Here is a 22683-nt window from a genome sequence, read left to right on the forward strand (position 1 = left end):
GGGTTTGCTAACATATAGTTTCTTTAGAGTAAAAGGAACGGCTATTGTGAATATGTGGAGTTCGAGCAGGATGGGCGAGCGGTTCACCAGAACCTCGGAATGGACGCTTTTGATCAATGGTCCTGAGCTGATCGTTCATCGGGAAGGACGCAAGTACAAGGCCAGCCTTACGGACGAAGAGGCGGTTAGCGCCACGCCTGGGTTCTTCTGGTCGTCTGTGGATTTCAAGACCCTCGACGGTAAGTTTATTTTATTGGACGGTATCCCCAATGAGCGTGCCGTTGCAATGACTGCGGCCATTAAGACAGCATATTCCCAATTCACGGCTGGCGAGAAGAAGCGAAGCAAGCTTGATGAATTTGACCGGCTGCTTGCCCCGCTGGTGTCATGGCGCCAAATCGTGGTTCAAGATTTTGAGAACCACAAGTCAAACCATCGTTGGATTGCTGAGGAAACTTTGCAGGGGTGGGACGCGGTTCGGCCTGCTGTGGTTGGTAAAGATGCTGAACGATTCTCAGCCCTGTTGAGGGATGTGGAGGTAGCCGAGTACTTCAGTGGAAAGGATCAAGGCACAAAATATGCTGTGGATTTATGGAAGGCTGACCTGCGCCCCACGGTCATTAAGCGCAATGAAGAGCACTTCCAGGCTGAACTGATCGCCTGCAAAGACTTCTTCAATAAAGTCGAAAAGTCTCCCCTAACCGAAGAGCAGGTCAGGTCTGTGGTCTGCTTTGATAACCGTGTTCTAACTATCGCGTCGGCGGGATCTGGCAAGACTTCAACGATGGTGGCCAAGGCTGCATATGCTTTGCTCCGTAAGTTTGTCAGCGCCGACAAAATTCTTCTGCTAGCCTTCAATAAAGACGCAGCCGAAGAACTTCAACAGAGGGTTTATGATCGCTTAACGCCTCTCGGCTTCCCCGCTGATGCTGTGGTTGCCCGTACCTTCCATGCCTTCGGCTTGGATGTCATCGGCAAGGCGACTGGACGTAGGCCCAGCTTGGCCGCATGGCTGGATAATGGCAAAGACATTGAACACCTGGCAGATTTGATTGATGACTTGAAGGACAAGGATTCCTTATTTAGGACGAAGTGGGATCTGTTTCGCATCGTCCTGAGTCGGGACTTGCCCCAATTCGGAAAAGAGGAAGAGGACACAGAAGATAGGGATCGCAATACGAAGAAGTATGGCTTCCGCACGCTTCGCAATGAAGTGGTGAAGAGCCACGGTGAGCGCATGATTGCGGACTGGCTTTTCTATAACGGTGTGGACTATCGCTATGAACAGCCATATGAACACGATACGGCCACAGAATCGCACCGGCAGTACAACCCTGATTTCTACTACCCCGATGTGGATCTCTACCATGAGCATTTCGCTTTTGATCACAATGGGAATCCTCCACCACAGTTCAAAGGCTACATGGATGGTGTGAAGTGGAAGCGGGGGCTGCACAAGCAGCACAAGACAGCACTCATTGAAACGACTTCGGTCCAGCTCCGAACTGGTAAAGCCTTTGCCATCCTTGAGGCTGAACTGACGAAGCGTGGTATTGTGCTTGATCCCAATCCTGAACGTCCAGCAGAAGGCCGTAAGCCCATTGGCCATGAAGACCTGGTGAAGGTGTTCAGGACGTTCCTGACCCATGCTAAGAGCAACCGGCTTACCGATGCTGATTTGCGCCAGCGACTTCACAGCCAGACAGTGGGCAACTTCGTTTATCGTCATGAACTGTTCTTGGATATCTTTGTGGAGGTTCGCAAAGCTTGGGAAAACAGCTTGGCTGATGGTCGCTGCATTGACTTTGAGGACATGTTGAATCTGGCCTCGGATCACATGGACGCGGGCCGCTGGCAATCCCCTTATACGCTGGTGATGGTCGATGAATTCCAAGATGCTTCATGGGCTCGCGCAAGGCTCACACGGGCGCTTGTCTGTAAGCCCGGGCGCTTCCTGTTCGCTGTTGGTGATGACTGGCAGAGCATCAATCGATTTGCTGGCTCTGACATTTCGGTGATGACGAAGTTTGAGGAATGGTTTGGGCGTGCTATCACTGTTCGGCTTGAGCGTACCTTCCGTTGCCCTCAGTCCCTGTGTGATGTGTCCAGCAAGTTCGTTCTCAAGAATCCTTCGCAGATTTCTAAAAAGGTGCACTCGCTGGAAGCTGAACATCCTCCTGCAGTTGAACTGTTCCAAGTGGATGATGATGAGAAGCTACAGGATAGCATCGACAAGTTTTTGGCTGGCCTGCACAAGAAAATAGTCCATGGTGATGTGGTGCCGCCCAAAAAAGGCAAGAAGATTTCAGTATTCATCTTGGGGCGCTACAAGGTGGATAAGAAGTACATCCCCGACGATTGGGAGAAGAAATACGGTGCTCACCTTGAACTGAAATTCTCAAGTGTGCATGGATCTAAAGGATTGGAAGCTGATTACGTGATTTTGCCGCGTGTGGTCAGCGGCTACTACTCTTTCCCAAGCACCATTGAAGATGACCCTGTTCTTCAACTTGCGATGCCATCAGAGGATACCTATGCCTTCGGTGAAGAGCGTAGGCTGTTCTATGTGGCTCTGACTCGCGCGCGGCGTTCTGCGACCATCTTCACTGTTGAAGGCCGCATGTCGCCGTTCGTCGTGGAGCTGATTAACGACATCAAGCTTGAAGTACAAGGCATTGATGGCAAAAAGTCTAAGACAGTCCCGTGTCCGAAATGTGGTCAAGGAACGCTGACGAAAAAAACCGGCCCGTATTCGGATTTCTTTGGCTGTACTCGATTCCCACGGTGCGATTATAAACAGAAGATTCAGGAAAAGAAGAAGTCCGTGCAAATGGTTTAAGTGCAATCCGTTAGGCGGGAGCCATTGGCGTCAAACACATGAAGGGACCTGATTATGTTCTTACATCAACCGTTCCCAGCATCAACCGTTTCGGGCACGGCGGGCGCGGCCGGGCTTCTTGTGTCGTCCATGCGGGGGGCTTGTACGCTTACTTGCGGCCGGTGCCGATCTGGTACTTTTTGAGTTTGTCGTACAGCGTTTTGCGCGGCACCATCAGGTTGTCGGCCGCCTGGGCGACGTTGCCGTCCACGCTGGCCAGCGCCTGGGTGATCAGCTCGCGTTCGTAGTGGTCGACCTGCTGCGGCAGCGGCAGCGCTTCGGCGCCGTGCTCCTGGTTGGGCGGGGCGTCGGATTGGTGCGGTAGATTGCGCGCAGCGGTGGCCGAGGCCGAGGTCGAGGTCGGGGCGGCTGTGGCGCTTGGCGCGCTGGCCGCCGCCGGCACGGCGCCGGCCACGCCCAGCACCAGCCGCTCGGCGAAGTTGCGCAGCTCGCGCACGTTGCCGGGCCAGTCGCCGGCCTGCCACTGCGCCATCTGCTGCGCGGTCCAGGCGGGAATCGGGCGTTGGTAGCGCAGCGCGGCGTCGCGCACGAAGTCGGCCAGCAGCAGCGGGATGTCGTCGCGCCGGTCGCGCAGGCGCGGCAGCTCCAGGCTGACCACGCCGATGCGGTAGTACACTGGCCCTCGCGGAAGGCCCTGGGCGGCCAGTTGCAGCAGGTCGACCTTGGTGGCGGCGACGATGCGGCAGTCCAGCGCCACGCCCTCGTTGCCGCCCAGGCGCTCCAGCCGGCGTTCCTGCAGCACGCGCAGCAACTTGACCTGCAGGGCCATCGGCATGCTTTCGATCTCGTCGAGGAAGACCGTGCCGCCCTGGGCGTATTCGAGCTTGCCGATGCGCCGCTTGTGGGCGCCGGTGAAGGCGCCGGCCTCGTGGCCGAAGATCTCGCTTTCGAACACCGACTCGGGCAGGGCGCCGCAGTTGATGGCGACGAAGTTGCCCTTGCGGCCGCTGGCGGCGTGCAGCAGGCGCGCCACCACCTCCTTGCCGCTGCCGGTTTGGCCGTGGATCAGGATGTCGACCGCCGCCGGGGCGACGTTGCGGATCACCAGTTTCAATTCCTCGATGGCCGGCGAGCGGCCGATCAAGTCCGGCATGTCGGGATGCTGGGCGCGCGCCGCGCGCAGCTGGCGGTTCTCCAGCACCAGGGTGCGCCGTTCCTGGGCGCGCCGCACGGCGTCGAGCAGGCGTTCGGCGGCGAAGGGTTTTTCGATGAAGTCGTAGGCGCCGCCGCGCATCGCCGCCACCGCCATGCCGACGTCGCCGTGGCCGGTGACGACGATCACCGGCAGCTCGGCGTCGAGCGCGGCGGCGTCGGCCAGCAGCTCCAGGCCGGAGCGGCCGGGCAGGCGCACGTCGGTGACGACGACGCCGGCGAAGTCGGCGCGCAGCAATGCCAGCGCCTCCTCGGCGCTGGCGCAGGCCTGCACGGCAAAGCCGCCCAGCTCCAGCGTTTGCGTGGTGGCCAGGCGCAGCGGCGCCTCGTCTTCAATCAGGATGGCTTGCAACGGTGACTCCTTGGTGTGAGAGCGGCAGGCGCAGCTCGAAGCGGGCGCCGCCGCCGGCCGGGTTGTGCGCGCTGAGCCGGCCGTTCATGGCCTGCACGATGGACGAGGAGATCGCCAGGCCCAGGCCCAGCCCCTTGCCCGACGGCTTGGTGGTGAAGAAGGGTTCGAACAGGTGCGCCGCGACCTGCTCGGGGATGCCGGCGCCGCTGTCGCTGATGCAGACCAGCGCCTCGTCGCCGTCGCGCGCCAGGGTGATGGCGACGCGCCGCTGCTCGGCCTCCTCGACGGCGTCGAGGGCGTTGCGCAGCAGGTTGATGAGCACCTGCTCGATGCGCACCGTGTTGCCGGTCACCTGCAGCGGCGGCTGCACGGCGTCGGCCGTGGCCTCGAACGTCAGCGCCACCTCGTGGCGGCGGAATTCGCTGTCGAGCAAAAAGGTCGAGGCGCGGATCGAGGCGGCCAGGTCGACCGGCGCGATGGTCTCGTCCTTGCGGGCGAAACCCTTCAACTGGCTGATGATGGCGCCCATGCGCGCGCTGGCGGCGGCGATATGGCCCAGGTTGGCGCTGGCCTGCGCCGGCTGGTCGCGCTCCAGATAGGTGCGCGCGTTGTCGGCGAAGGCGCGGATGGCCGCCAGCGGCTGGTTCAACTCGTGGGTGACGCCGGCCGCCATTTGCCCCAGCATGGCCAGCTTGCCGGCTTGGACCATCTGGTCCTGCGTCGAGCGCAGCAGGTGTTCGGCCTCCTGCAGCTTGGTGTACTTGTGTTCGAGGTTCTGGTTGGTCAGGCGCAGCTGCTGCGTGCGTTCGACGATCTTGTCGTCCAACTCCAGCGCGGCGCGTTGCAGGGCGACGCGCGAGGCCAGGCCTTCCTCCAAGCGGCGGCGGCGTTGGTACAGCGCCCAGCTGGAAACGGCGGCGCACACCAGCAGCAGCGCCGCCGCCAGCGCCCACAGCAGGCCGACGCGCAGCACCCGCGTCTGGCCGGGGAACAGCATCAACTGCCAACCCAGCTGGCCCACCGGCTGGGTGACGAAGTAGGGCGAGTGGCCGGCCAGCGGGCGCACGGTCTGGCCCATGTACTGCTGGGTGCTGGCCAGCTCGCGCTCGGCGGCGGCGTCCAGCTTGGCCAGGCTGTGGTAGATCCAGTCCGGCCGGTTGCTGAGGAAGATGACGCCACGGCGGTCGGCCAGCACGATGGGATCGTCGCTGCTGCGCCAGGTGCGCTCGAACTCGGACAAACTGATTTTGACGGCGACCACGCCGGCCACGGCGCCGCGCTTGCTGCCGTCGCGGTAGACCGGCTGGGCGATGAAGTAGCCGGCCTCGCTGGTGCTGGTGCCGATGCCGTAGAACAGGCCGGCCTTGCCGAGCAGCGCGGTGTGGAAGTAGGGGCGGTAGGAGAAGTTCTTGCCGACGAAGCCGAGCGGCTGGTCCCAGTTGCTGGCGCCCAGGGTCATGCCGTCGCGGTCCATCACGTAGATGGCGCCCACCTTGGCCTGCTGCTGGATGGTTTGCAGCGTGCTGTTGAGGCGGGCGATGGCACGCGCGTCGATGGGGTGGGCCAGCGCCTCGATCAGGTCGGGCTGGAAGCCCAGCACGAAGGGCAGGGTTTCGAATTTTTGCAGCACCGACTGAAGGTCGGGCGCCATCAGCTGCAGCTGGCGCTGGCCCTGGGCCATCAGCTCGGCGCGGGCGCGCTGCGCGCCGAGCAGGCCGGCGGCCGCGATCAGGCCGCCCGCCACCAGCAGGCCCAGCAATATCAGCAGTGATTTTTTAGCGCGCATAGGCTTCCACGGTCAGCAAGGGGGATTCTACTGCACGTGGGCAACATGGGACAGGGCGGTGTGGTTGTGGGCGTTGGACATTTGCCCTTCTTATGGATGGGCGGGACGCTTGCAAAACCCAGCGGCGCAACCATAGGGTCAGACCCTAGGGTCTGACCCTGCTTATTTTCCGCTGGGCTTTGCCGGTGTCCCATTTTTTTGTTTCCGATGTGCCAGGCGTGAAAAATTGCGCTATGATTTCGAGCGCGCAAACGTTTGCGCGCACCAAATGGCGTCGAAAAGATGCTTAAAATCAATATATGGAGACACAGATGACTCGTCGCACCCCATTGAAACTGCTCGCATCCGCCGCCCTGATGTCCCTGCTGCCGTTCGCAGCCACCGCCAACGCCGCCGACGCCAAGCCGAAGGTGGCGCTGGTGATGAAGTCGCTCGCCAACGAGTTCTTCCTGACCATGGAGAACGGCGCCAAGGAGCACCAGAAGGCCCACGCCGCCCAGTACGACCTGGTCGCCAACGGCATCAAGGACGAGCAGGACACGGCCGCCCAGATCAAGCTGGTCGAACAGATGATCGTCTCCAAGGTCAACGCGCTGGTGATCGCGCCGGCCGACTCGAAGGCCCTGGTGCCGGTGCTGAAGAAGGCCGTCGACGCCGGTATTTTGGTGGTCAACATCGACAACAAGCTGGACGACGCCGCGCTCAAGGAGAAGGGCTTCCTGGTGCCCTTCGTCGGCCCGGACAACCGCAAGGGCGCCAAGCTGGTCGGCGACTTCCTCGGCAAGCAGCTGAAGAAGGGCGAGCAGGTCGGCATCATCGAAGGCGTCTCGACCACCTTCAACGCGCAGCAGCGCACGCTGGGCTTCCAGGACGCCATGACGGCGGCCGGCGTCAAGGTCGTCGGCGTGCAGTCGGGCCAGTGGGAGATCGCCAGCGCCAACACGGTCGCCTCGGCCATGCTGAACGCGCATCCGAACATCACGGCTCTGCTGTGCGGTAACGACAACATGGCCATCGGCGCCATCTCGGCCATCCGCACCGCCGGCAAGGCGGGCAAGGTCAAGGTCATCGGCTACGACAACATCCAGGCCATCAAGCCTATGTTGAAGGACGGCCGCGTGTTGGCCACGGTCGACCAGTTCGGCTCGCAGCAGGCGGTGTTCGGCATCGAGAGCCTGCTCAAGGCGCTGGCCGAGAAGAAGACCCAGGCCACCATGGGCGGCGTGATCGAGACCAAGGTCGCCCTGGTCACCAAGCCTTAAGCGCATCTGAGTTCAGCCGGAGTACGCCATGACCCTCGCCCCCCAAGCCAGCCCCTTGCTGAGCCTGACCGACATCGGCAAGACCTATGTCGAGCCGGTGCTCGGCGGCGTCGCCCTGCAACTGCACGCCGGCCAGGTGCTGGCGCTGACGGGCGAGAACGGCGCCGGCAAGAGCACGCTGTCGAAGATCATCTGCGGACTGGAGCCGGCCACCACCGGCGCCATGCTGCTCGACGGCCGGCCCTACCAGCCGGCCTCGCGCGGCCATGCCGAGCAGCTCGGCATCCGCATGGTGATGCAGGAATTGAACCTGCTGCCGACGCTGTCGGTGGCGGAAAACTTGTATTTGAACCAGCTGCCGCACCGCTTCGGCTGGATCGACCGCGCCCGCCTGGAGCGCGACGCGCGCGCGCTGATGGCGCAGGTCGGCCTCGACGAGATCGACCCGTGGACGCCGGTGGGCCAGCTCGGCATCGGCCACCAGCAGATGATCGAGATCGCCCGCAACCTGATCGGCGACTGCCGCCTGCTGGTGCTCGACGAGCCGACCGCCATGCTGACCCACCGCGAGGTGGAGCTGCTGTTCGCCCAGATCGCCCGCTTGACGGCGCAGGGCGTGGCCATCGTCTACATTTCGCACCGGCTGGAGGAACTCAAGCGGGTGGCCGACCGCATCGCCGTGCTGCGCGACGGTGAGCTGGTCTGCGACGACGACATCGCCGGCTACAGCAGCGCCGACCTGGTGCAGCTGATGGTCGGCCGCGCCGCCGACGCCGAGATCGACCTGAGCGGGCGCGACATCGGCGGGCCGCTGCTGCGTCTGCGCGGCCTCGGCCGCACGGGCGTGGTGCAGCCGACCGACTTGGAGGTGAAGGCCGGCGAGATCGTCGGCATCGCCGGCCTGATCGGCTCCGGCCGCACCGAGCTGCTGCGCCTGATCTTCGGCGCCGACCGCGCCGACAGCGGCGACATCTTCCTCGGCCACGGCGACGCGCCGGCGGCGATCGACTCGCCACGGGCCGCCGTGGCCGCCGGCATCGCCATGATCACCGAGGACCGCAAGGGCCAGGGCCTGCTGCTGACGCAATCGATCGCCGTCAACGCCAGCCTGGCGCGGCTCGACGGCGTCAGCCGCGCCGGCTGGCTCGACGGCGCCGCCGAGGCCGAGGTGGCGGACCGCTACATCGACCAGCTGGGCATCCGCAGCCGCAACGGCGAGCAAAAGGTGGCCGAGCTCTCCGGCGGCAACCAGCAGAAGGTGGTCATCGGCCGCTGGCTGTACCGCGACTGCGCGGTGATGCTGTTCGACGAGCCGACCCGTGGCATCGACATCGGCGCCAAGTTCGACATCTACAACGTGCTGGCCGACCTGGCGCGCCAGGGCAAGGGCCTGCTGATCGTCTCCAGCGACCTGCGCGAGCTGATGCTGATCTGCGACCGCATCGCCGTGATGAGCGCCGGCCGCATCGTCGACACATTCGAGCGCGGCGCCTGGAGCCAGGACGCGCTGCTGGCCGCCGCCTTCAGCGGCTACCTGTCGCCCAACGGCGGCGGCAACGGCGGCGGCACCGGCAGCACCGGCGACAGCAACGACAAGCAAACCAACAAGGCCGCGCCCCTGGCCGCCGCCTGAATTTCGGACCCCACATGACCACTTCCTCCTTCCAACGCGGCCTTGTCGGCGGCGTCAAGACCTATGCCGGCCTGACCGGCGCGCTGCTCGCCATGTGCGTGCTGTTCGGCTTCGCCAGCGACCACTTCCTCACCCTCAGCACCCTCGGCACGCTGTCGAACGACATCCCCACGCTGGTGGTGATGGCGGTCGGCATGACCTTTGTGCTGATCATCGGCGGCATCGACCTGTCGGTCGGCTCGGTGATGGCGCTGGCCGCCTCCATCCTGTCGATGGCGGTGGTGCGCTGGGGCTGGCCGGTGTGGACCGCCAGCCTGCTCGGCGTGGCCTGCGCCGCCCTGTGCGGCGCCGCCACCGGCGCCATCTCGGTCGGCTGGCGCATCCCCTCGTTCATCGTCTCGCTCGGCGTGCTGGAGATCGCGCGCGGCATGGCCTACCAGGTCACCAACTCGCGCACCGAGTACATCGGCAGCGCCGTCGAGGCGATCAGCGCGCCGATCATCTTCGGCCTGTCGCCGGCCATCCTGGCGGCGCTGGCCATCGTGGTCGCCGGCCAGCTGGTGCTGACCCGCACCGTCATCGGCCGCCAGTGGATCGCCATCGGCACCAACGAGGAGGCGGTGCGCCTGTCGGGCATCGCGCCGCGTCCGCGCAAGGTGCTGGTGTACGCCATGATGGGCCTGTTGTCCGGCGTCGGCGCGCTGTTCCAGGTGTCGCGCCTGGAGGCGGCCGACCCCAACGGCGGCGTCGGCATGGAACTGCAGGTGATCGCCGCCGTGGTCATCGGCGGCACCAGCTTGATGGGCGGGCGCGGCTCGGTCATCAGCACCTTCATCGGCGTGCTGATCATCTCCGTGCTGGAGGCCGGCCTGGCCCAGGTCGGCGTCAGCGAGCCGATGAAGCGCATCGTCACCGGCCTGGTGATCGTCGCCGCCGTGGTGCTCGACACCTACCGCCGGCGCGGCGAACGCGCCTAGGGGAGGGCTCGCCATGGCCACCATCAAGCAGGTCGCACAAGAGGCAGGGGTGTCCTTCACCACCGTGTCGCATGTGCTCAACAACACGCGGCCGGTCAGCGCCGAGGCGCGCGAGCGCGTGCTGGCCGCCGCCGAGCGGCTGCAGTACGTGCCGAGCGCGCTGGCGCGCTCGATGAAGAGCCGCACCACCGGCACCATCGGCCTGATCATCCCCAACAACACCAACCCCTACTTCTCGGAAGTGGCGCGCGGCATCGAGGACAGCTGCTACGCCGCCGGCTACAGCGTCATCCTGTGCAATTCGGACGACGACCCGGCCAAGCAGCGCGACTACGTCAACGTGCTGCTGTCGAAGCGCTGCGACGGCTTGATCCTGGCGGCGCTGTCGCAGACCGACGGCGAGCTGCTGCGCAAGATGAAGGTGCCGGCCGTGCTGCTCGACCGCGCGCCCAAGGACATGGTGATCGACGTGGTCGGCGTCGACAACGAGGGCGGCGGCGCGCTCGCCGCCACGCACCTGCTGGCGCAGGGCCGCCGCCGCATCGCCTGCATCGCCGGCCCGGCCGACATCGCCATCTCGACCCAGCGCATCGACGGCGTGCAGCGCGTGCTGGCCGCCGCCGGCGCCGCGCCGGCGGCCTGCCGCCACGCCGACTTCACCAGCGCCGGCGGCTACCAGGCGGCGCAGGCCCTGCTGCGCCAGCCGGCCGCCAGCCGGCCGGACGCGCTGTTCTGCTGTAACGACCTGATGGCCATCGGCGCGCTGCGCGCCGCCGCCGAGAGCGGCCTGCGCGTGCCGCAGGAGCTGGCCGTGGTCGGCTTCGACGATATCGACCTGGCCAGCTTCGTCCACCCGCCGCTGACCAGCGTGGCGCAGAACACCCGCGAGATGGGGCGCATCACCGCGCAATGCCTGCTGGCGCGCATCGCCGAGCCGCACATGGCGCCGCAGCGCCGCATCATCGCGCCCGAACTCCACGTGCGCGGCACTAGTGTCCTGAGTTGCTAGTTCGTTGACAAACAAATGTGGCGAAATCGATCCGAGACAAGGAGCAAAGCACAGCAAGGCCGGGGCCTTGCGCGCATTTGCGACGCAGTATCGGGGCGATTCTCGCCATATTTGGTCAACGAATCTGCAACTCAGGACACTAACGCCGCCGCCTCAATCAATGAAACAATAGGAACCGGAATATGATCGTCGTCATCGGCAGTATCAATATGGACCTGGTGCTGGGCGTGCCGCGCATGCCCATGCCGGGCGAGACCATCAGCGGCGGCCCGTTCGCCACCATCGCCGGCGGCAAGGGCGCCAACCAGGCCGTGGCCTGCGCCCGCCTGGCGGCCGGCCGCGTGCCGGTGGCCATGATCGGCTGCGTCGGCGACGACGGCTTTGGCGACACCCTGCGCGCCGCCCTGCAGGACGAGGGCATCGACGACAGCCACGTCAGCACCATCACCGCCACCGCCACCGGCGTCGCCTCCATCCTGGTCGACGCGGCGGGGCAGAACAGCATCGTGCTGGCGGCCGGCGCCAACGCGCTGCTGTCGCCGGCCCACATCGACGCCGCCCGCGAGCTGATCGCGGCGGCCAGCATCGTCGTGTTGCAGTTGGAGGTGCCGCTGGAGACGGTCGGCCACGCGATCAAGCTGGCGCACAGCCTGGGCAAGACCGTGCTGCTGAATCCGGCGCCGGCGCGCAGCCTGCCGGCCGAGCTGCTGGCCCAGGTCGACTACCTGGTGCCCAACGAGATCGAGGCGGCCATGCTGCTGGGCGCCGACGCGCAGGGCGGCGCCGTCGCCGCCGCGCAGGCCGCACAGCTGCTGGCGCTGGGCTGCCGCAACGTGCTGGTCACGCTGGGCGCCGAAGGCGTCTACGCGGCCGACGCCAACGGCGGCCGGTTCCATCCGGCGCGCCAGGTGAAGGCGGTCGACAGCACCGCCGCCGGCGACACCTTCATCGGCGGCCTGGTGGCCGCCTTGGCCACCGGCGCCACGCTGGAGCAGGCCATCGCGCTGGGCCAGCGCGCCGCCGCCATCAGCGTCACGCGCCGTGGCGCGCAGACCTCCATCCCCTATTTGCACGAACTGGACGCCGCATGAAAAAGACTCCCTTGCTTAACATCGCCTTGTCGCAGCTGATCGCCTCGCTGGGCCATGGCGACATGGTGGTGATCGGCGACGCCGGCCTGCCGGTGCCGCCGGGCGTGCCGCTGATCGACCTGGCCTTGACGGCCGGCGTGCCGGGCTTTGTGCAGACGGTGGAGACGGTGCTCAGCGAGATGCAGGTGGAGCGCCACATCGTGGCGCAGGAGATGGCGTTGCGCAGCCCGGCCATCGCGGCGGCGCTGGACTCGGTGAAACTGCCGCAGCGCGTCGGCGTCAGCCACGAGGAGTTCAAGCAGATCAGCCGTGGCGCGCGCGCCATCGTGCGCACGGGCGAGCACACGCCGTATGCCAACGTGATTTTGGTGGCGGGCGTGGTGTTCTAGGTTCACAGTGAAGTGCAGTGAGCGCAATGGAACCCAACGGCGCAAATCTAGGGTCAGACCCTAGGGTCTGACCCTGGCTCTCTGCCGTAGGGGTCTGCTGGCGTCCCCTGCGCCTTGGCCTAAAGGCGCACAAGACCGGCCCGCCGCGTTTAGTCGACGGCCGCCAAGCGGATCTCGTCGTTGTGGTGGCGCTGCTGCTCCTCCATCACCAGTTGTCCCAGCTCGCGTTTGAGGCTGTTGAACTCGGCGGAAGCCGGATCGCGCAGGCGCGGTAGGTCGACCACGATGTCGCGCTTGACGGTGCCGGGACGGTAGGTCATGACGACGATGCGGTCGGCCAGATAAATCGCCTCCTCGATCGAGTGGGTCACAAAGATAATCGTCTTCTTCAGCTCGGCCCAGATGCGCAGCAGCTCGTCCTGCAGATTGCGCCGGGTCAGCGCGTCCAAGGCGCCGAAGGGCTCGTCCATCAACATGATCGGCGAGTCCAGCGCCAGCACGCGGGCGATGGCGACGCGCTGGCGCATGCCGCCCGACAGGTCTTTCGGGAAGCGGTGCTTGAAGTCGCCCAGCGACAGCATGGCCAGCAACTGGTCCACCTTCTGGTCGATCTGCGCCTGCGCCATGCCCTTGATCTCCAGACCGAAGGCGATGTTCTTCTCCACCGTCATCCAGGGGAACAGGGCGTACTCCTGGAACACCATGCCGCGCTCCGGACCGGGGCCGGTGACCAGCTTGCCGTCGGCGTGGATCTCGCCCGAGGAGGGCAGGGCGAAGCCGGCGATGGCGTTGAGCAGGGTCGACTTGCCGCAGCCGGACGGTCCCAGCAGGCAGACGAACTGGCCCTGCGGGATCTCCAGGTTGATGTCCTTGAGGGCGACGACTTCGCGGCTGTCGGTCTTGAAGACCTTGTTGACGCCGCGGACGGTGATGTGGGTTGCGCTCATCTTAGTTCTCCAGACCGCGGTGCCAGCGCAGCAGATAATTGTTCAGTTTGTTCATGCCGAGGTCGATCACCAGGCCCAGCAGGCCGATGCTGATCATGCCGGCGATAATCTTGTCCGACCAGAAGTACTCGCGCGCCTCGAGGATGCGGAAGCCCAGGCCGTTATTGACGGCGATCATTTCCGAGACGATCACCACGATGAAGGCGGTGCCGATGCCGATGCGCACCCCCGACAGGATGTACGGCACGGCGGCCGGCAGCATGACGCGGACGAACATGGTGCGCTGGCTCACGCCCAGGTTGCGGGCGGCGCGGATGTAGATGCCGTCGACCTGGCGCACGCCGGCGATGGTGTTGACCAGCACGGGGAAGAAGGCGCCCAGGGCGATCAGGAACACGGCCGGCGCGTTGCCCAGGCCGAACCACAGGATGGCCAGCGGAATGTAGGCGATCGGCGGAATCGGCCGCAACACCTGCATCAGCGGATTGAGCCAGGCGTAGGCGCGCTTGCTGGAACCCATCACCAGGCCCAGCGGCAGGGCCAGGCCGGCGCCGACGGCGAAGCCGACCACCACGCGGTACATGCTGCTCAGCGTGTCGCCGAGCAGCTCGCCGGACACGGCCCAGGCCAGCCAGGAGCCGCCGGCCGGGTCGTAGGCCGTCAACGGCAGCAGGTATTCGAACCACTTGGCCACCACCGCCACGGGCGAGGGCAGCACCTGCGGATTGATCCAGCCGAGCATCGCGCTGGCTTGCCAGAGCGCGACGATGAGGACCGGCACCACGGTGCCGGCGGCGATGTCGCGCCATTTTTGCTGTGTCATGTCGTCTCCCGCTTATTGGATGTTCAGGCTTTTCTTGGCGGCGTCGAGCAGGTCGGTCTTGACCCAGTCCTTGGCCACGGGCGGATTGCGCATCTTGCCGGTGCCGAACTTGGCCATCACGTCGGTGGTGGTTTGGATGTGCTCGGCGGTGATGTCGTAGCTGTACGGCGAGTTGCTGATGGCGTCCTCGAAGTCGTCCTTGGTGATCTGGTTCTTGAAGATGGTCTCGCGCACGTATTTCTCGGCGACGGCCTTGTTGTCGATGAACAGCTTGGTGGCCTGGACGAAGCAGCTCATGAACTTGGCGGCGACGGCGCGGCGTTCCTTGTAGAACTTCTCGCTCATCACCATGGTGCGCACCGGCGCGCCGATCGGCGTGTCGTAGGGCTTCATCACCTCGACGCCGTAGCCCTTGTTGATGGCCTGCGACGATTGCGGCTCGGACTGCATGATGGCGTCGATGTTCTTGCCCAGCAGCGCCTGGTTCAGGTCGGCGAAGGCGAGGAACACCAGTTGCACGTCCTTGCCCGGCTGGTCGGAGGCGCTCAGGCCGTGCTGGGCCAGTTCGGCGATCAGCAGCACCTCGTGGATGCCGCCGCGCGTGACGCCGACCTTCTTGCCTTTCAGATCCTTGACCGATTTGATGTTGCCATCGGGACGGGCGACCAGGCGCGCGCCGCCCTTGGCGAAGCCGGCCACGATGTAGATGGGCGCGCCGTTGGCGCGGCCGGAGATGGCCGCCTCGGAGGCGGTGGCGCCAACGTCGAGCTCGCCGGCCAGGATGGCCTGCATCACGTCCGGCCCCTTGGCGAAGATGTGCTCCTCGACGCGGATGCCGCATTTTGGTGCGATTTCCTTGATGTAGGAGACGGCGCCGTAGTGGGCGAACTTGAGGTTGCCGAGGCGGACCACGTCCTCGGCCTGGGCGGCGCCGGCGAAGCTGGCGGCGAAGGCGGTGGCGACGACGGCGAGGGTGCTGCGGTGGAATGTGGACATGCGGGTCTCCTTCTGGTTTGTATGCCAAAAGCAATTGCAGGTTCCGTGCCAGCCGGCGGGGCGGGGCTAAGCTATTGATTTGTAAGGAAGGGGCGCGCGGCCGGCGGCGGCGCGGCGGGCGTTCCGGGCGGAAATCCGCAATGCGGCGGGGTGTTCGTGCGGATTTCCGCGCAATAAGCGAGGTTCTTTTCGTGGATGAGTGGTATGCCAGCCTTACCCCGCAACCGAAGGGGTCTGACCCCGGGTGGGGTCAGACCCCGTTGCGTATCGACGTACGGGGTGGAACCGAAAAAAGGGCCGAACCCTGCGGTTCGGCCCTTTCGTGTCGCGTCCGGGCGCGCGCTTGGCCTCAGGCGGCCTTGGCGCTGCGGTAGTTGTCGACCATGCGGTAGCTCTTGGCGTACCAGCCGAAGACGGCGGCGGCGACCATCGCGAACGCCGCGAAGAAGAACATCTGGAAGGAGATCACGCTCATGCCGGTCGAGGCGATATAACTGTTGACGGCATTGTTCTTCACGCTGGCGTTGGCGATCAGCACCCACAGGCTGCCGATGGTCGTGCCCAGATACCACAGGCTCATGATGGTGCCCTTCATCGACGCGGGCGCCTGGCTGTAGGCGAATTCCAGGCCGGAGGCCGACACCAGCACCTCGCCGAAGGTCAGCAGGGCGTAGGGCAGGATCTGCCAGGCGATCGACATGCTGGTGCCGCCGTCCATGTAGACCTGGATGCCGCCGATGACGATCCAGGCCAGCGAGCTGAAGGCGATGCCGACCGTCATGCGGCGCAGCGAGCTCGGCTCCCAGCCCAGGCGGCGCAGCAGCGGGAACAGCACCAGGTTGTTGAACGGGATCAGCAGCATCACCAGCGCCGGGTTCAGCGCCTGCATCTGCGCCGGCAGGAACCAGTCGGGCTTGTTCATGTCGTTGGCCTGGATGATCCAGGTCGAGGCCTTTTGGTCGAACAGCGACCAGAACGGCGTGGCCAGCGCGAACACGATCAGGATGCGCAGCACGGCGCGCACGCCCTCGACCGCCTCGTCCGGGTGGGCGCCACGGGCGCGCTCCAGTTGCAGCGCGGTGCCCATGCCGCCGAAGGCCAGCAACAGCACCACGGCGGTGCAGGCGGCGATGACGAAGCCCCACTGCGGCGCCATGGCCAGCGAGCCGATGGCGCCGAGCACGCCAACACCGGCCATCACCAGGCCGGGGTTGCCCTGGCCGTCGCGCTTGGCCAGCAGCGCGGTGCGCGCCACGTTCATCACCGAGTCGGGATTCGGCGGTGCCGGCGGCACGTGGACGTATTTCTTGTTGCCGAGCCAGAACACCATCGTCGCGATGAACATCAGGATGCCGGGGATGCCGAAGGCGACGCCGGGACCGTAGTCGCGCAGGAACAGCGGCATCAACAGCGAGGCGAAGAAGGAGCCGAAGTTGATCATCCAATAGAAGGTGTCGAACACCACCTTGGCGCGGTTCTTGTTGGTCTGGTCGAACTGGTCGCCAACGAAGGAGACCACCAGCGGCTTGATGCCGCCCGAGCCGAAGGCGATTAGGAACAGGCCGAAGTAGAAGCCCTTCAGGTTGTCCTCGAAGATCGCCAAGCAGGCGTGGCCGGCCACGTAGATCAAACTCATCCAGAAGATGGTGTTGTACTTGCCGAAGAAGCGGTCGGCCAGCCAGCCGCCCAGCAGCGGGAAGAAGTACACGCCGATGACGAAGGTGTGGAAGATGTGCTTTGCCTCGCTCGGACGGTCGCCCAGCGGGATGAACAGCAGCAAGGTGCTGATCAGGAAGGGCGTCAGGATGTTGCGCATGCCGTAGAAGCTGAAGCGTTCGCAGCCCTCGTTGGCGATGATGTACGGAATCTGTTTGGGCATCGGTCCGTTGCCCGTTTGTAATGTGTCCAGTGACATTGTGTGTCCCCTTATTTTTAACTGTTCGGGATGCTAAGTGGAACGGCAGGGCTTGGCAAGCAGGGAACGTTGATGAAAGTTGGGGTGGTAAGGCCTTGTTGTTCAATATTTGTGTAGTTTGACTACTATCTTATTGAGTGTCGATTCCTTTAATTTTTGCTATCATATTGATTTTAAAGGGTATTTACTTGGATTGCCAAGGCGCTGTGCTGATTGAAAAATTCAATTTCATGATGTATATTATCTACAAACTCAATATTGGCGAAATGCCCGCCGGCGCCGCCTTCCCCAGGATAACGATATGACGATGCCAACACCCCAGCCCTCCGCCCAGTCCACGTGGTATCGCGACGCGATCATCTACCAGGTGTATCCGCGCAGCTTCCTCGACACCAACGGCGACGGCATCGGCGACCTGCCCGGCATCACCGCCAAACTGGACTACATCGCCTCGCTGGGCGTGGACATCGTCTGGATCTCGCCCTACTTCAAGTCGCCGATGAAGGACTTCGGCTACGACGTGTCGGACTACTGCGACGTCGATCCGATGTTCGGCACCCTGGCCGACTTCGACCAGTTGGTCGCCCGCGCCCACGGCCTGGGCCTGAAGATCATGATCGACCAGGTGATGTCGCACACCGCCGACGAGCACGCCTGGTTCAAGGAAAGCCGCGCCAGCCGCGACAATCCCAAGGCCGACTGGTACGTCTGGGCCGATCCGCTGCCGGATGGCAATCCACCGAACAACTGGATGTCGGTGTTCGGCGGCTCGTCGTGGCAGTGGGACAGCCGGCGCCGCCAGTACTATATGCACAATTTCCTGGTCAGCCAGCCGGACATGAACTTCCACAACCCCGAGGTGCAGCAGGCCCATTTGGACTGCCTGCGCTTCTGGCTGGAACGCGGCGTCGACGGCGTGCGCCTGGACGCCTGCAACTTCCACTTCCACGACACCGAGCTGCGCAGCAATCCGCCGGCCGTCAACCGCGACACCGCCACCGTGTCCGACGTCAATCCCTACGGCATGCAGGCCCACGTCTACGACAAGAGCCGGCCGGAAAACCTGGCCTTCCTGCAAAAGCTGCGCAGCCTGCTCAACGAATACGGCGCCGTGGCCATCGGTGAAGTGGGCGCCGACGATTCGCTGGCCGTCATGGCCGAGTACACCGCCGACGGCGACAAGCTGCACCTGGCCTACAGCTTCAACCTGCTGGTGCCGCAATGCTCGGCCCAGTACATCCGCACCCAGGTCGAGCAGTTCGAGGCGCGCGTCAAGGGCGGCTGGGCCTCCTGGTCGGTCGGCAACCACGACGTGCAGCGCGTCGCCAGCCGTTGGGGCGGCGCCGAGGCGCCGGTCGCCTTCGCCAAGATGATCCTGGCGATGCAGCTGTCGCTGAAGGGCACGCCCTGCTTGTACCAGGGCGACGAGCTGGCCTTCGGCGAGGCCGACGTTCCCTTCGAGCTGCTGCAAGACCCGTATGGCATCACCTTCTGGCCGGAGTTCAAGGGCCGCGACGGCTGCCGCACGCCGATCGCCTGGGACGACCAGGCGCCGGCCGGCGGCTTCACCAGCGGCAAGCCTTGGCTGCCGGTGGCCGCGCCGCACCTGGCCAAGGCCGCCTCGCTGCAGGAGAAGGACCCGGAGTCGGCGCTGGCCTTCGCCCGCAAGATCATCGCCTGGCGCCGCCATCTGCCGCAGTTGACGCGCGGCGAGATCGTCTTCTTCGACGCGCCCGAGCCGCTGCTGGCCCTGCGCCGCGACCTGGACGGCGAGCGCAGCATCGTCGCCGTGTTCAACCTGGGCGGCGCGGCGCAGAGCATGGCGCTGCCGCAGGCGGCCGGCGCCGAGAAAATGGCCGGCTACGGGCTGCCGGGCGAGCTGGTCGACGGCGTGCTGCAACTGCCGGCCTTTGGCGCCTGGTTCGGCCTGCTCAAATAAGCGCATCTTCATAGGGTGATATGCGACGCTTTGTTCGGGAACGTCTTGGGCGGGGCGATCAACGGGCGGATGTCAGGGTCAGACCCTAGGGTCTGACCCTATGCTAGTTGCGCCGACATCTTGGACGTAGCGCCGCGATCACTGTTTGCAGGCAGTTCCTTCTTAACATCGCGTATTTCGGTTATCCTTGCCGCCTCTCGGGGCGTTAAAGTATTCCCAACAAAACCCGTTGCCCATCTGTTTTGACTGAATCGACGATGAAACAAGCTGAAGTGGACCAAAAACTCAACCGCACCGCCTTTGCCGACGGGCCGCGACTGCTGGCCGATATTGGCGCCACCCACGCCCGCTTCGCGCTGCAAACGGCGCCGGGCGAGTTCCGCGCCGTGCGCGTGCTCAAATGCGACGATTTCACCGGCATCGTGCCGCTATTGCGCTCCTATCTGGCCGACCACGCCGACATCACCCTGAACCACGCCGCCCTCGCGGTTGCCAACCCGGTGAGCGGCGACCAGGTGCGCATGACCAACCGCGACTGGGAGTTCTCCACCGACGAGGTGCGCCGCGCCCTCGGCCTGCACACCCTGCTGGTGGTCAACGACTTCACCGCGCTGGCGATGTCGCTGCCTGGCCTCAAACCGGCCGACCTGATGCAGGTGGGCGGCGGCGCGCCGGCCAGCAACTCCGTCATCGGCGTGTTGGGGCCGGGCACCGGCCTGGGCGTGTCCGGCGTCATCCCCACGGTCGACGGCTTCGTCACCCTGGGCAGCGAGGGCGGCCACACCAACTTCGCGCCGGCCGACGAGCGCGAATATTCGATCTTGCAATACGCCTGGCAAACCTGGTCGCACGTGTCCACCGAGCGCTTGATCTCCGGCCCCGGCATGGAGATCATCTACCGCGCCATCGCCAAGCGCAACGGCCGCCAGGTGCGCGACCTGAGCTCGCAGGAAATCATGTCCGGCGCGCTGAGCGACAAGGACCCGCTGTGCCTGGAAGTGTTGGAATGCTTCTGCGCCATGCTGGGCGGCGCCAGCGCCAACCTGGCCGTCACCCTGGGCGCCTTCGGCGGCGTGTTCATCGGCGGCGGCATCGTGCCGCGCATGGGCGAATGGTTCGCATCGTCGCCGTTCCGCTCGCGCTTCGAGGCAAAAGGGCGCTTCACCAGCTATCTGTCGGAGATCCCAACCTACGTCATCACCACGCCCAACCCGGCCTTCTACGGCGTGGCGACGATTTTGTCCGAGCACCTGCGCGGCCGCAGCGGCGCCAACACCCTGATGGAGCGCGTGCAGCATCTGCAGCACGAGCTGACGCCGGCCGAGCAGCGCGTCGCCAGCCTGGTGCTGGAGCAGCCGCGCCTGGTGCTCAACGAGCCGATCGCCGACATCGCCCGCATGGCCGAGGTGAGCCAGCCGACCGTGATCCGCTTCTGCCGCTCGCTCGGCTTCCTCGGCCTGGCCGATTTCAAGTTGAAGTTCGCCAGCAGCCTGACCGGCGCGATTCCGGTGCGCCACAGCCAGGTGCGCATCAGCGACTCCACCCACGACCTGAGTGCCAAGGTGATCGACAACACCGTTTCGGCGATTTTGAAATTCCGCGACCAGCTGGACGTGCGCTCGCTGGACCGCGCCATCGCCCTGGTCAGCAAGGCGAAGCGGGTCGAGTTCTACGCCATGGGCAATTCGCGCGTGGTGGCGCTGGACGGCCAGCACAAGTTCTTCCGCTTCCGCATCCCCACCTCGGTGTACGGCGACTCGCATTTGTTCACCCTGGCGGCCGAGTTGTTGACGGCGGGCGACGTGGTGATCGCCATCTCCAACTCGGGCAAGCTGCCGGAGCTGCTGCAGGCGGTCGACGCGGCGCGCGCGGCCGGCGCCGACGTCATCGCCATCACCAGCAGCAATTCGCCGCTGGCCAAGAAGGCCACCGTCTGCCTGGCGGTCGACCACAGCGAGGACAGCACCACCTTCCTGTCGATGATTTCGCGCATCCTGCAACTGCTGCTGATCGACATTTTGTCGGTCGGCATCTCACTCGACGCGCAGAACTCCGAGCTGGTGCTGGAGCGCAAGGCCAGCAAGGGTGTCGAGGCGGAAAGCCGGCGCCTGTTGATCTCCCACCTCGACAGCTGAGTTTCATTTTCCGCCAGCGGGGCGCGCACCTGTTTTAAGGGGCTTCAGGGGAGGGCGTATGCAGCCGACCGGAAACCCGGAAAGGAGGGGGCGGACCCCGTACGGGGTCCGACCCCGGCTTATGCGTTCCGGGTTGGGGGCGAATGTCGCCGGCGACAGCGACCCAAAATTGTGCCTGTGGGTTTTCTCAACTGACCGGCATTCCCGACAGCAGCAACAGCATCTGCTCGTCCCGCTGCGCGTCCAGCGTTCCCGCCACCAATGTGAAACCCAGCTTGCGGTACAGGGCGCGGGCCGCCGCATTGTCCACGTTCACCATCAAGGTTACCCGGCGCAGTTCCGGCACCGCGCGCGCGTAGTCCAGCGCCGCCTCGATCAGCCCGCGCGCCACGCCGGCGCCGCGCGCCTGCGGCGCCACATACACGCCCCAGATGTTGGCGCGCTCGTGCACCACGGCGATCGGTTCGCGTTTCAAGCCCGCCATGCCCACCAAGGCGTCGCCATCCCAGGCGCCGAACATGCGCTGGTGCGGCGTGTGGAGCAGCCGTTGTTGCAGGCGGATCAGGGGCAGGGCGGCTTCCTCGGCGTAGCTGGTGCGGAAGGTTTCCGGTTTCTCCAGCATGCCGCACAGGCGCAGCGCGCGGAAGGCGTCGACGTCGTCGATGGACAGCTGGCGGAATTGCAGGGCGGACGGTTTCATGCCAGAAAGTGTACAACATGCGCGTCACTTTATTGCATTTCGGAACTCCCGCCGATACATCCTTGTTACAAAAAAACTCCTTGAACTCCGCAAAAAACAGTTTAAGATATATCTTATTGCGATATATCTTAAGGAGTTCACCATGTTCCGTTTTCTTCACGCAGCCCATCGTTTCCACCACATGCATGGTCGTCACCACGGCGGCGGCGGCCGTGGCCCGAAGATGTTCGACGCCGGCGCCATGCGCTACATCGTGTTGCAGCTGATCAGCGAAAAGCCGCGCCACGGCTATGAAATCATCAAGGAGCTCGAACAGCGCGCCGGCGGCAGCTACACCCCCAGCCCGGGCGCGATCTACCCGCTGCTGTCGATGCTGCTCGACATGGGCCACGTCTCGGCCACGCCGGACGGCAACAAGAAGCTGCACACCATCACGCCCGAGGGCGCCGCCTTCCTGGCCGAGAACCGCCAGTTCGTCGACGCCATCATGGCGCGCATGAACGAGCCGGCCGGCGGCCACGGCGACGTGCGCGGCAGCATGCACGCGTTGAAAGCGGCGGTGATCCAGCAAGTGCGCGAGAACAACCCGGACGAGGCCAAGCTGGCCCAGATCCAGGCCATCCTGCGCCGCGCCACCGCCGAGATCGAGCAGTTGTAAGCGCTCACTCACAAACCTCT

The 22683-nt window shown here is 64.8% G+C and carries 17 protein-coding genes; 10 read left to right on the top strand and 7 right to left on the bottom strand.

The annotated features are described in order from the left end of the window. Positions 1-52 precede the first annotated feature (52 nt). Complete coding sequence (locus QC826_RS04415; protein ID WP_279766380.1) at positions 53-2839, top strand: UvrD-helicase domain-containing protein; 2787 nt, start codon at positions 53-55, stop codon at positions 2837-2839. 148 nt (positions 2840-2987) lie between these two features. Here QC826_RS04415 and QC826_RS04420 read toward each other — a convergent pair whose 3' ends face one another. Both QC826_RS04420 and QC826_RS04425 read right to left on the bottom strand, forming a co-directional pair. After that, a complete protein-coding gene (locus QC826_RS04420; protein WP_279764576.1) occupies positions 2988-4403 on the bottom strand; it encodes a sigma-54-dependent transcriptional regulator in 1416 nt (471 codons plus the stop codon). Beyond that, positions 4384-6189 carry an ATP-binding protein gene (locus tag QC826_RS04425; protein ID WP_279764577.1) on the bottom strand — a complete coding sequence of 602 codons (1806 nt, stop codon included), beginning with the start codon at positions 6187-6189 and terminating at the stop codon, positions 4384-4386. The genes QC826_RS04420 and QC826_RS04425 overlap by 20 nt, the downstream gene beginning before the upstream one ends. 311 nt (positions 6190-6500) lie before the next feature. Here QC826_RS04425 and QC826_RS04430 point away from each other — a divergent pair, with 311 nt between their 5' ends. The 6 genes from QC826_RS04430 (at position 6501) to rbsD (ending at position 12550) form a co-directional block, all read left to right on the top strand. Then, positions 6501-7451 (top strand): sugar ABC transporter substrate-binding protein, encoded by a 951-nt coding sequence (locus tag QC826_RS04430; RefSeq protein WP_409567765.1) that lies wholly within the window; start codon positions 6501-6503, stop codon positions 7449-7451. A gap of 28 nt (positions 7452-7479) precedes the next feature. Beyond that, the gene (locus QC826_RS04435; RefSeq protein ID WP_279764578.1) at positions 7480-9084 is read left to right on the top strand and encodes a sugar ABC transporter ATP-binding protein; all 1605 of its coding nucleotides are present in this window, start codon (positions 7480-7482) and stop codon (positions 9082-9084) included. Between the two features lie 14 nt (positions 9085-9098). After that, a complete protein-coding gene (locus tag QC826_RS04440; RefSeq protein ID WP_279764579.1) occupies positions 9099-10061 on the top strand; it encodes an ABC transporter permease in 963 nt (320 codons plus the stop codon). A gap of 13 nt (positions 10062-10074) precedes the next feature. Next, the gene (locus QC826_RS04445) at positions 10075-11070 is read left to right on the top strand and encodes a LacI family DNA-binding transcriptional regulator (RefSeq protein WP_279764580.1); all 996 of its coding nucleotides are present in this window, start codon (positions 10075-10077) and stop codon (positions 11068-11070) included. A 182-nt stretch (positions 11071-11252) separates the two neighbouring features. Beyond that, on the top strand, positions 11253-12161 hold the full coding sequence (gene rbsK / locus QC826_RS04450) for a ribokinase (RefSeq protein WP_279764581.1): 909 nt from the start codon (positions 11253-11255) through the stop codon (positions 12159-12161). Beyond that, positions 12158-12550: a D-ribose pyranase gene (gene rbsD, locus QC826_RS04455; RefSeq protein ID WP_279764583.1), complete on the top strand. Its 393-nt coding sequence runs from the start codon at positions 12158-12160 to the stop codon at positions 12548-12550. Before rbsK ends, rbsD begins: the two co-directional genes overlap by 4 nt. A 149-nt stretch (positions 12551-12699) precedes the next feature. Here rbsD and QC826_RS04460 read toward each other — a convergent pair whose 3' ends face one another. The 4 genes from QC826_RS04460 to QC826_RS04475 form a co-directional block, all read right to left on the bottom strand. Then, positions 12700-13497, bottom strand: coding sequence for an ABC transporter ATP-binding protein (locus QC826_RS04460; protein ID WP_279764584.1), 798 nt, complete (start codon positions 13495-13497; stop codon positions 12700-12702). Between the two features lies 1 nt (position 13498). Further along, the gene (locus QC826_RS04465) at positions 13499-14320 is read right to left on the bottom strand and encodes an ABC transporter permease (RefSeq protein ID WP_099415602.1); all 822 of its coding nucleotides are present in this window, start codon (positions 14318-14320) and stop codon (positions 13499-13501) included. A gap of 12 nt (positions 14321-14332) precedes the next feature. Beyond that, positions 14333-15316: an ABC transporter substrate-binding protein gene (locus tag QC826_RS04470; RefSeq protein WP_279764585.1), complete on the bottom strand. Its 984-nt coding sequence runs from the start codon at positions 15314-15316 to the stop codon at positions 14333-14335. Positions 15317-15665: 349 nt separating this feature from the next. Continuing rightward, on the bottom strand, positions 15666-17195 hold the full coding sequence (locus tag QC826_RS04475; RefSeq protein WP_279764586.1) for an oligopeptide:H+ symporter: 1530 nt from the start codon (positions 17193-17195) through the stop codon (positions 15666-15668). Positions 17196-17538: 343 nt separating this feature from the next. Between QC826_RS04475 and QC826_RS04480 the strand changes: the two genes are divergently transcribed. Both QC826_RS04480 and QC826_RS04485 read left to right on the top strand, forming a co-directional pair. After that, entirely contained in the window at positions 17539-19170 is a 1632-nt protein-coding gene (locus tag QC826_RS04480; RefSeq protein WP_279766382.1) for an alpha-amylase family glycosyl hydrolase, read from the top strand. A gap of 257 nt (positions 19171-19427) precedes the next feature. Then, entirely contained in the window at positions 19428-21305 is a 1878-nt protein-coding gene (locus QC826_RS04485; RefSeq protein ID WP_279764587.1) for a glucokinase, read from the top strand. A gap of 187 nt (positions 21306-21492) precedes the next feature. Here the strand turns inward: QC826_RS04485 and QC826_RS04490 are convergent, their stop codons facing one another. Then, on the bottom strand, positions 21493-22005 hold the full coding sequence (locus QC826_RS04490) for a GNAT family N-acetyltransferase (RefSeq protein WP_279764588.1): 513 nt from the start codon (positions 22003-22005) through the stop codon (positions 21493-21495). Between the two features lie 142 nt (positions 22006-22147). Between QC826_RS04490 and QC826_RS04495 the strand changes: the two genes are divergently transcribed. Then, the gene (locus QC826_RS04495; RefSeq protein WP_279764589.1) at positions 22148-22663 is read left to right on the top strand and encodes a PadR family transcriptional regulator; all 516 of its coding nucleotides are present in this window, start codon (positions 22148-22150) and stop codon (positions 22661-22663) included. The last annotated feature ends 20 nt before the right edge of the window (positions 22664-22683 follow it).

Source organism: Rugamonas sp. DEMB1 (assembly GCF_029834475.1).
In the GTDB taxonomy this organism is placed as follows: Bacteria; Pseudomonadota; Gammaproteobacteria; order Burkholderiales; family Burkholderiaceae_D; genus Rugamonas; species Rugamonas rubra.

Excerpts from the sequence above, each read along its gene's own strand:
- QC826_RS04435 (WP_279764578.1), top strand. The coding sequence starts at position 7,480 with ATGACCCTCGCCCCCCAAGCCAGCCCCTTGCTGAGCCTGACCGACATC.
- rbsK (WP_279764581.1), top strand. The coding sequence starts at position 11,253 with ATGATCGTCGTCATCGGCAGTATCAATATGGACCTGGTGCTGGGCGTG.
- QC826_RS04425 (WP_279764577.1), bottom strand. The coding sequence starts at position 6,189 with ATGCGCGCTAAAAAATCACTGCTGATATTGCTGGGCCTGCTGGTGGCG.
- QC826_RS04470 (WP_279764585.1), bottom strand. The coding sequence starts at position 15,316 with ATGTCCACATTCCACCGCAGCACCCTCGCCGTCGTCGCCACCGCCTTC.
- QC826_RS04490 (WP_279764588.1), bottom strand. The coding sequence starts at position 22,005 with ATGAAACCGTCCGCCCTGCAATTCCGCCAGCTGTCCATCGACGACGTC.
- QC826_RS04495 (WP_279764589.1), top strand. The coding sequence starts at position 22,148 with ATGTTCCGTTTTCTTCACGCAGCCCATCGTTTCCACCACATGCATGGT.
- QC826_RS04485 (WP_279764587.1), top strand. The coding sequence starts at position 19,428 with ATGAAACAAGCTGAAGTGGACCAAAAACTCAACCGCACCGCCTTTGCC.
- QC826_RS04465 (WP_099415602.1), bottom strand. The coding sequence starts at position 14,320 with ATGACACAGCAAAAATGGCGCGACATCGCCGCCGGCACCGTGGTGCCG.
- QC826_RS04480 (WP_279766382.1), top strand. The coding sequence starts at position 17,539 with ATGCCAACACCCCAGCCCTCCGCCCAGTCCACGTGGTATCGCGACGCG.
- QC826_RS04475 (WP_279764586.1), bottom strand. The coding sequence starts at position 17,195 with ATGCCCAAACAGATTCCGTACATCATCGCCAACGAGGGCTGCGAACGC.
- QC826_RS04430 (WP_409567765.1), top strand. The coding sequence starts at position 6,501 with ATGACTCGTCGCACCCCATTGAAACTGCTCGCATCCGCCGCCCTGATG.
- QC826_RS04445 (WP_279764580.1), top strand. The coding sequence starts at position 10,075 with ATGGCCACCATCAAGCAGGTCGCACAAGAGGCAGGGGTGTCCTTCACC.
- QC826_RS04415 (WP_279766380.1), top strand. The coding sequence starts at position 53 with ATGTGGAGTTCGAGCAGGATGGGCGAGCGGTTCACCAGAACCTCGGAA.
- QC826_RS04440 (WP_279764579.1), top strand. The coding sequence starts at position 9,099 with ATGACCACTTCCTCCTTCCAACGCGGCCTTGTCGGCGGCGTCAAGACC.
- rbsD (WP_279764583.1), top strand. The coding sequence starts at position 12,158 with ATGAAAAAGACTCCCTTGCTTAACATCGCCTTGTCGCAGCTGATCGCC.
- QC826_RS04460 (WP_279764584.1), bottom strand. The coding sequence starts at position 13,497 with ATGAGCGCAACCCACATCACCGTCCGCGGCGTCAACAAGGTCTTCAAG.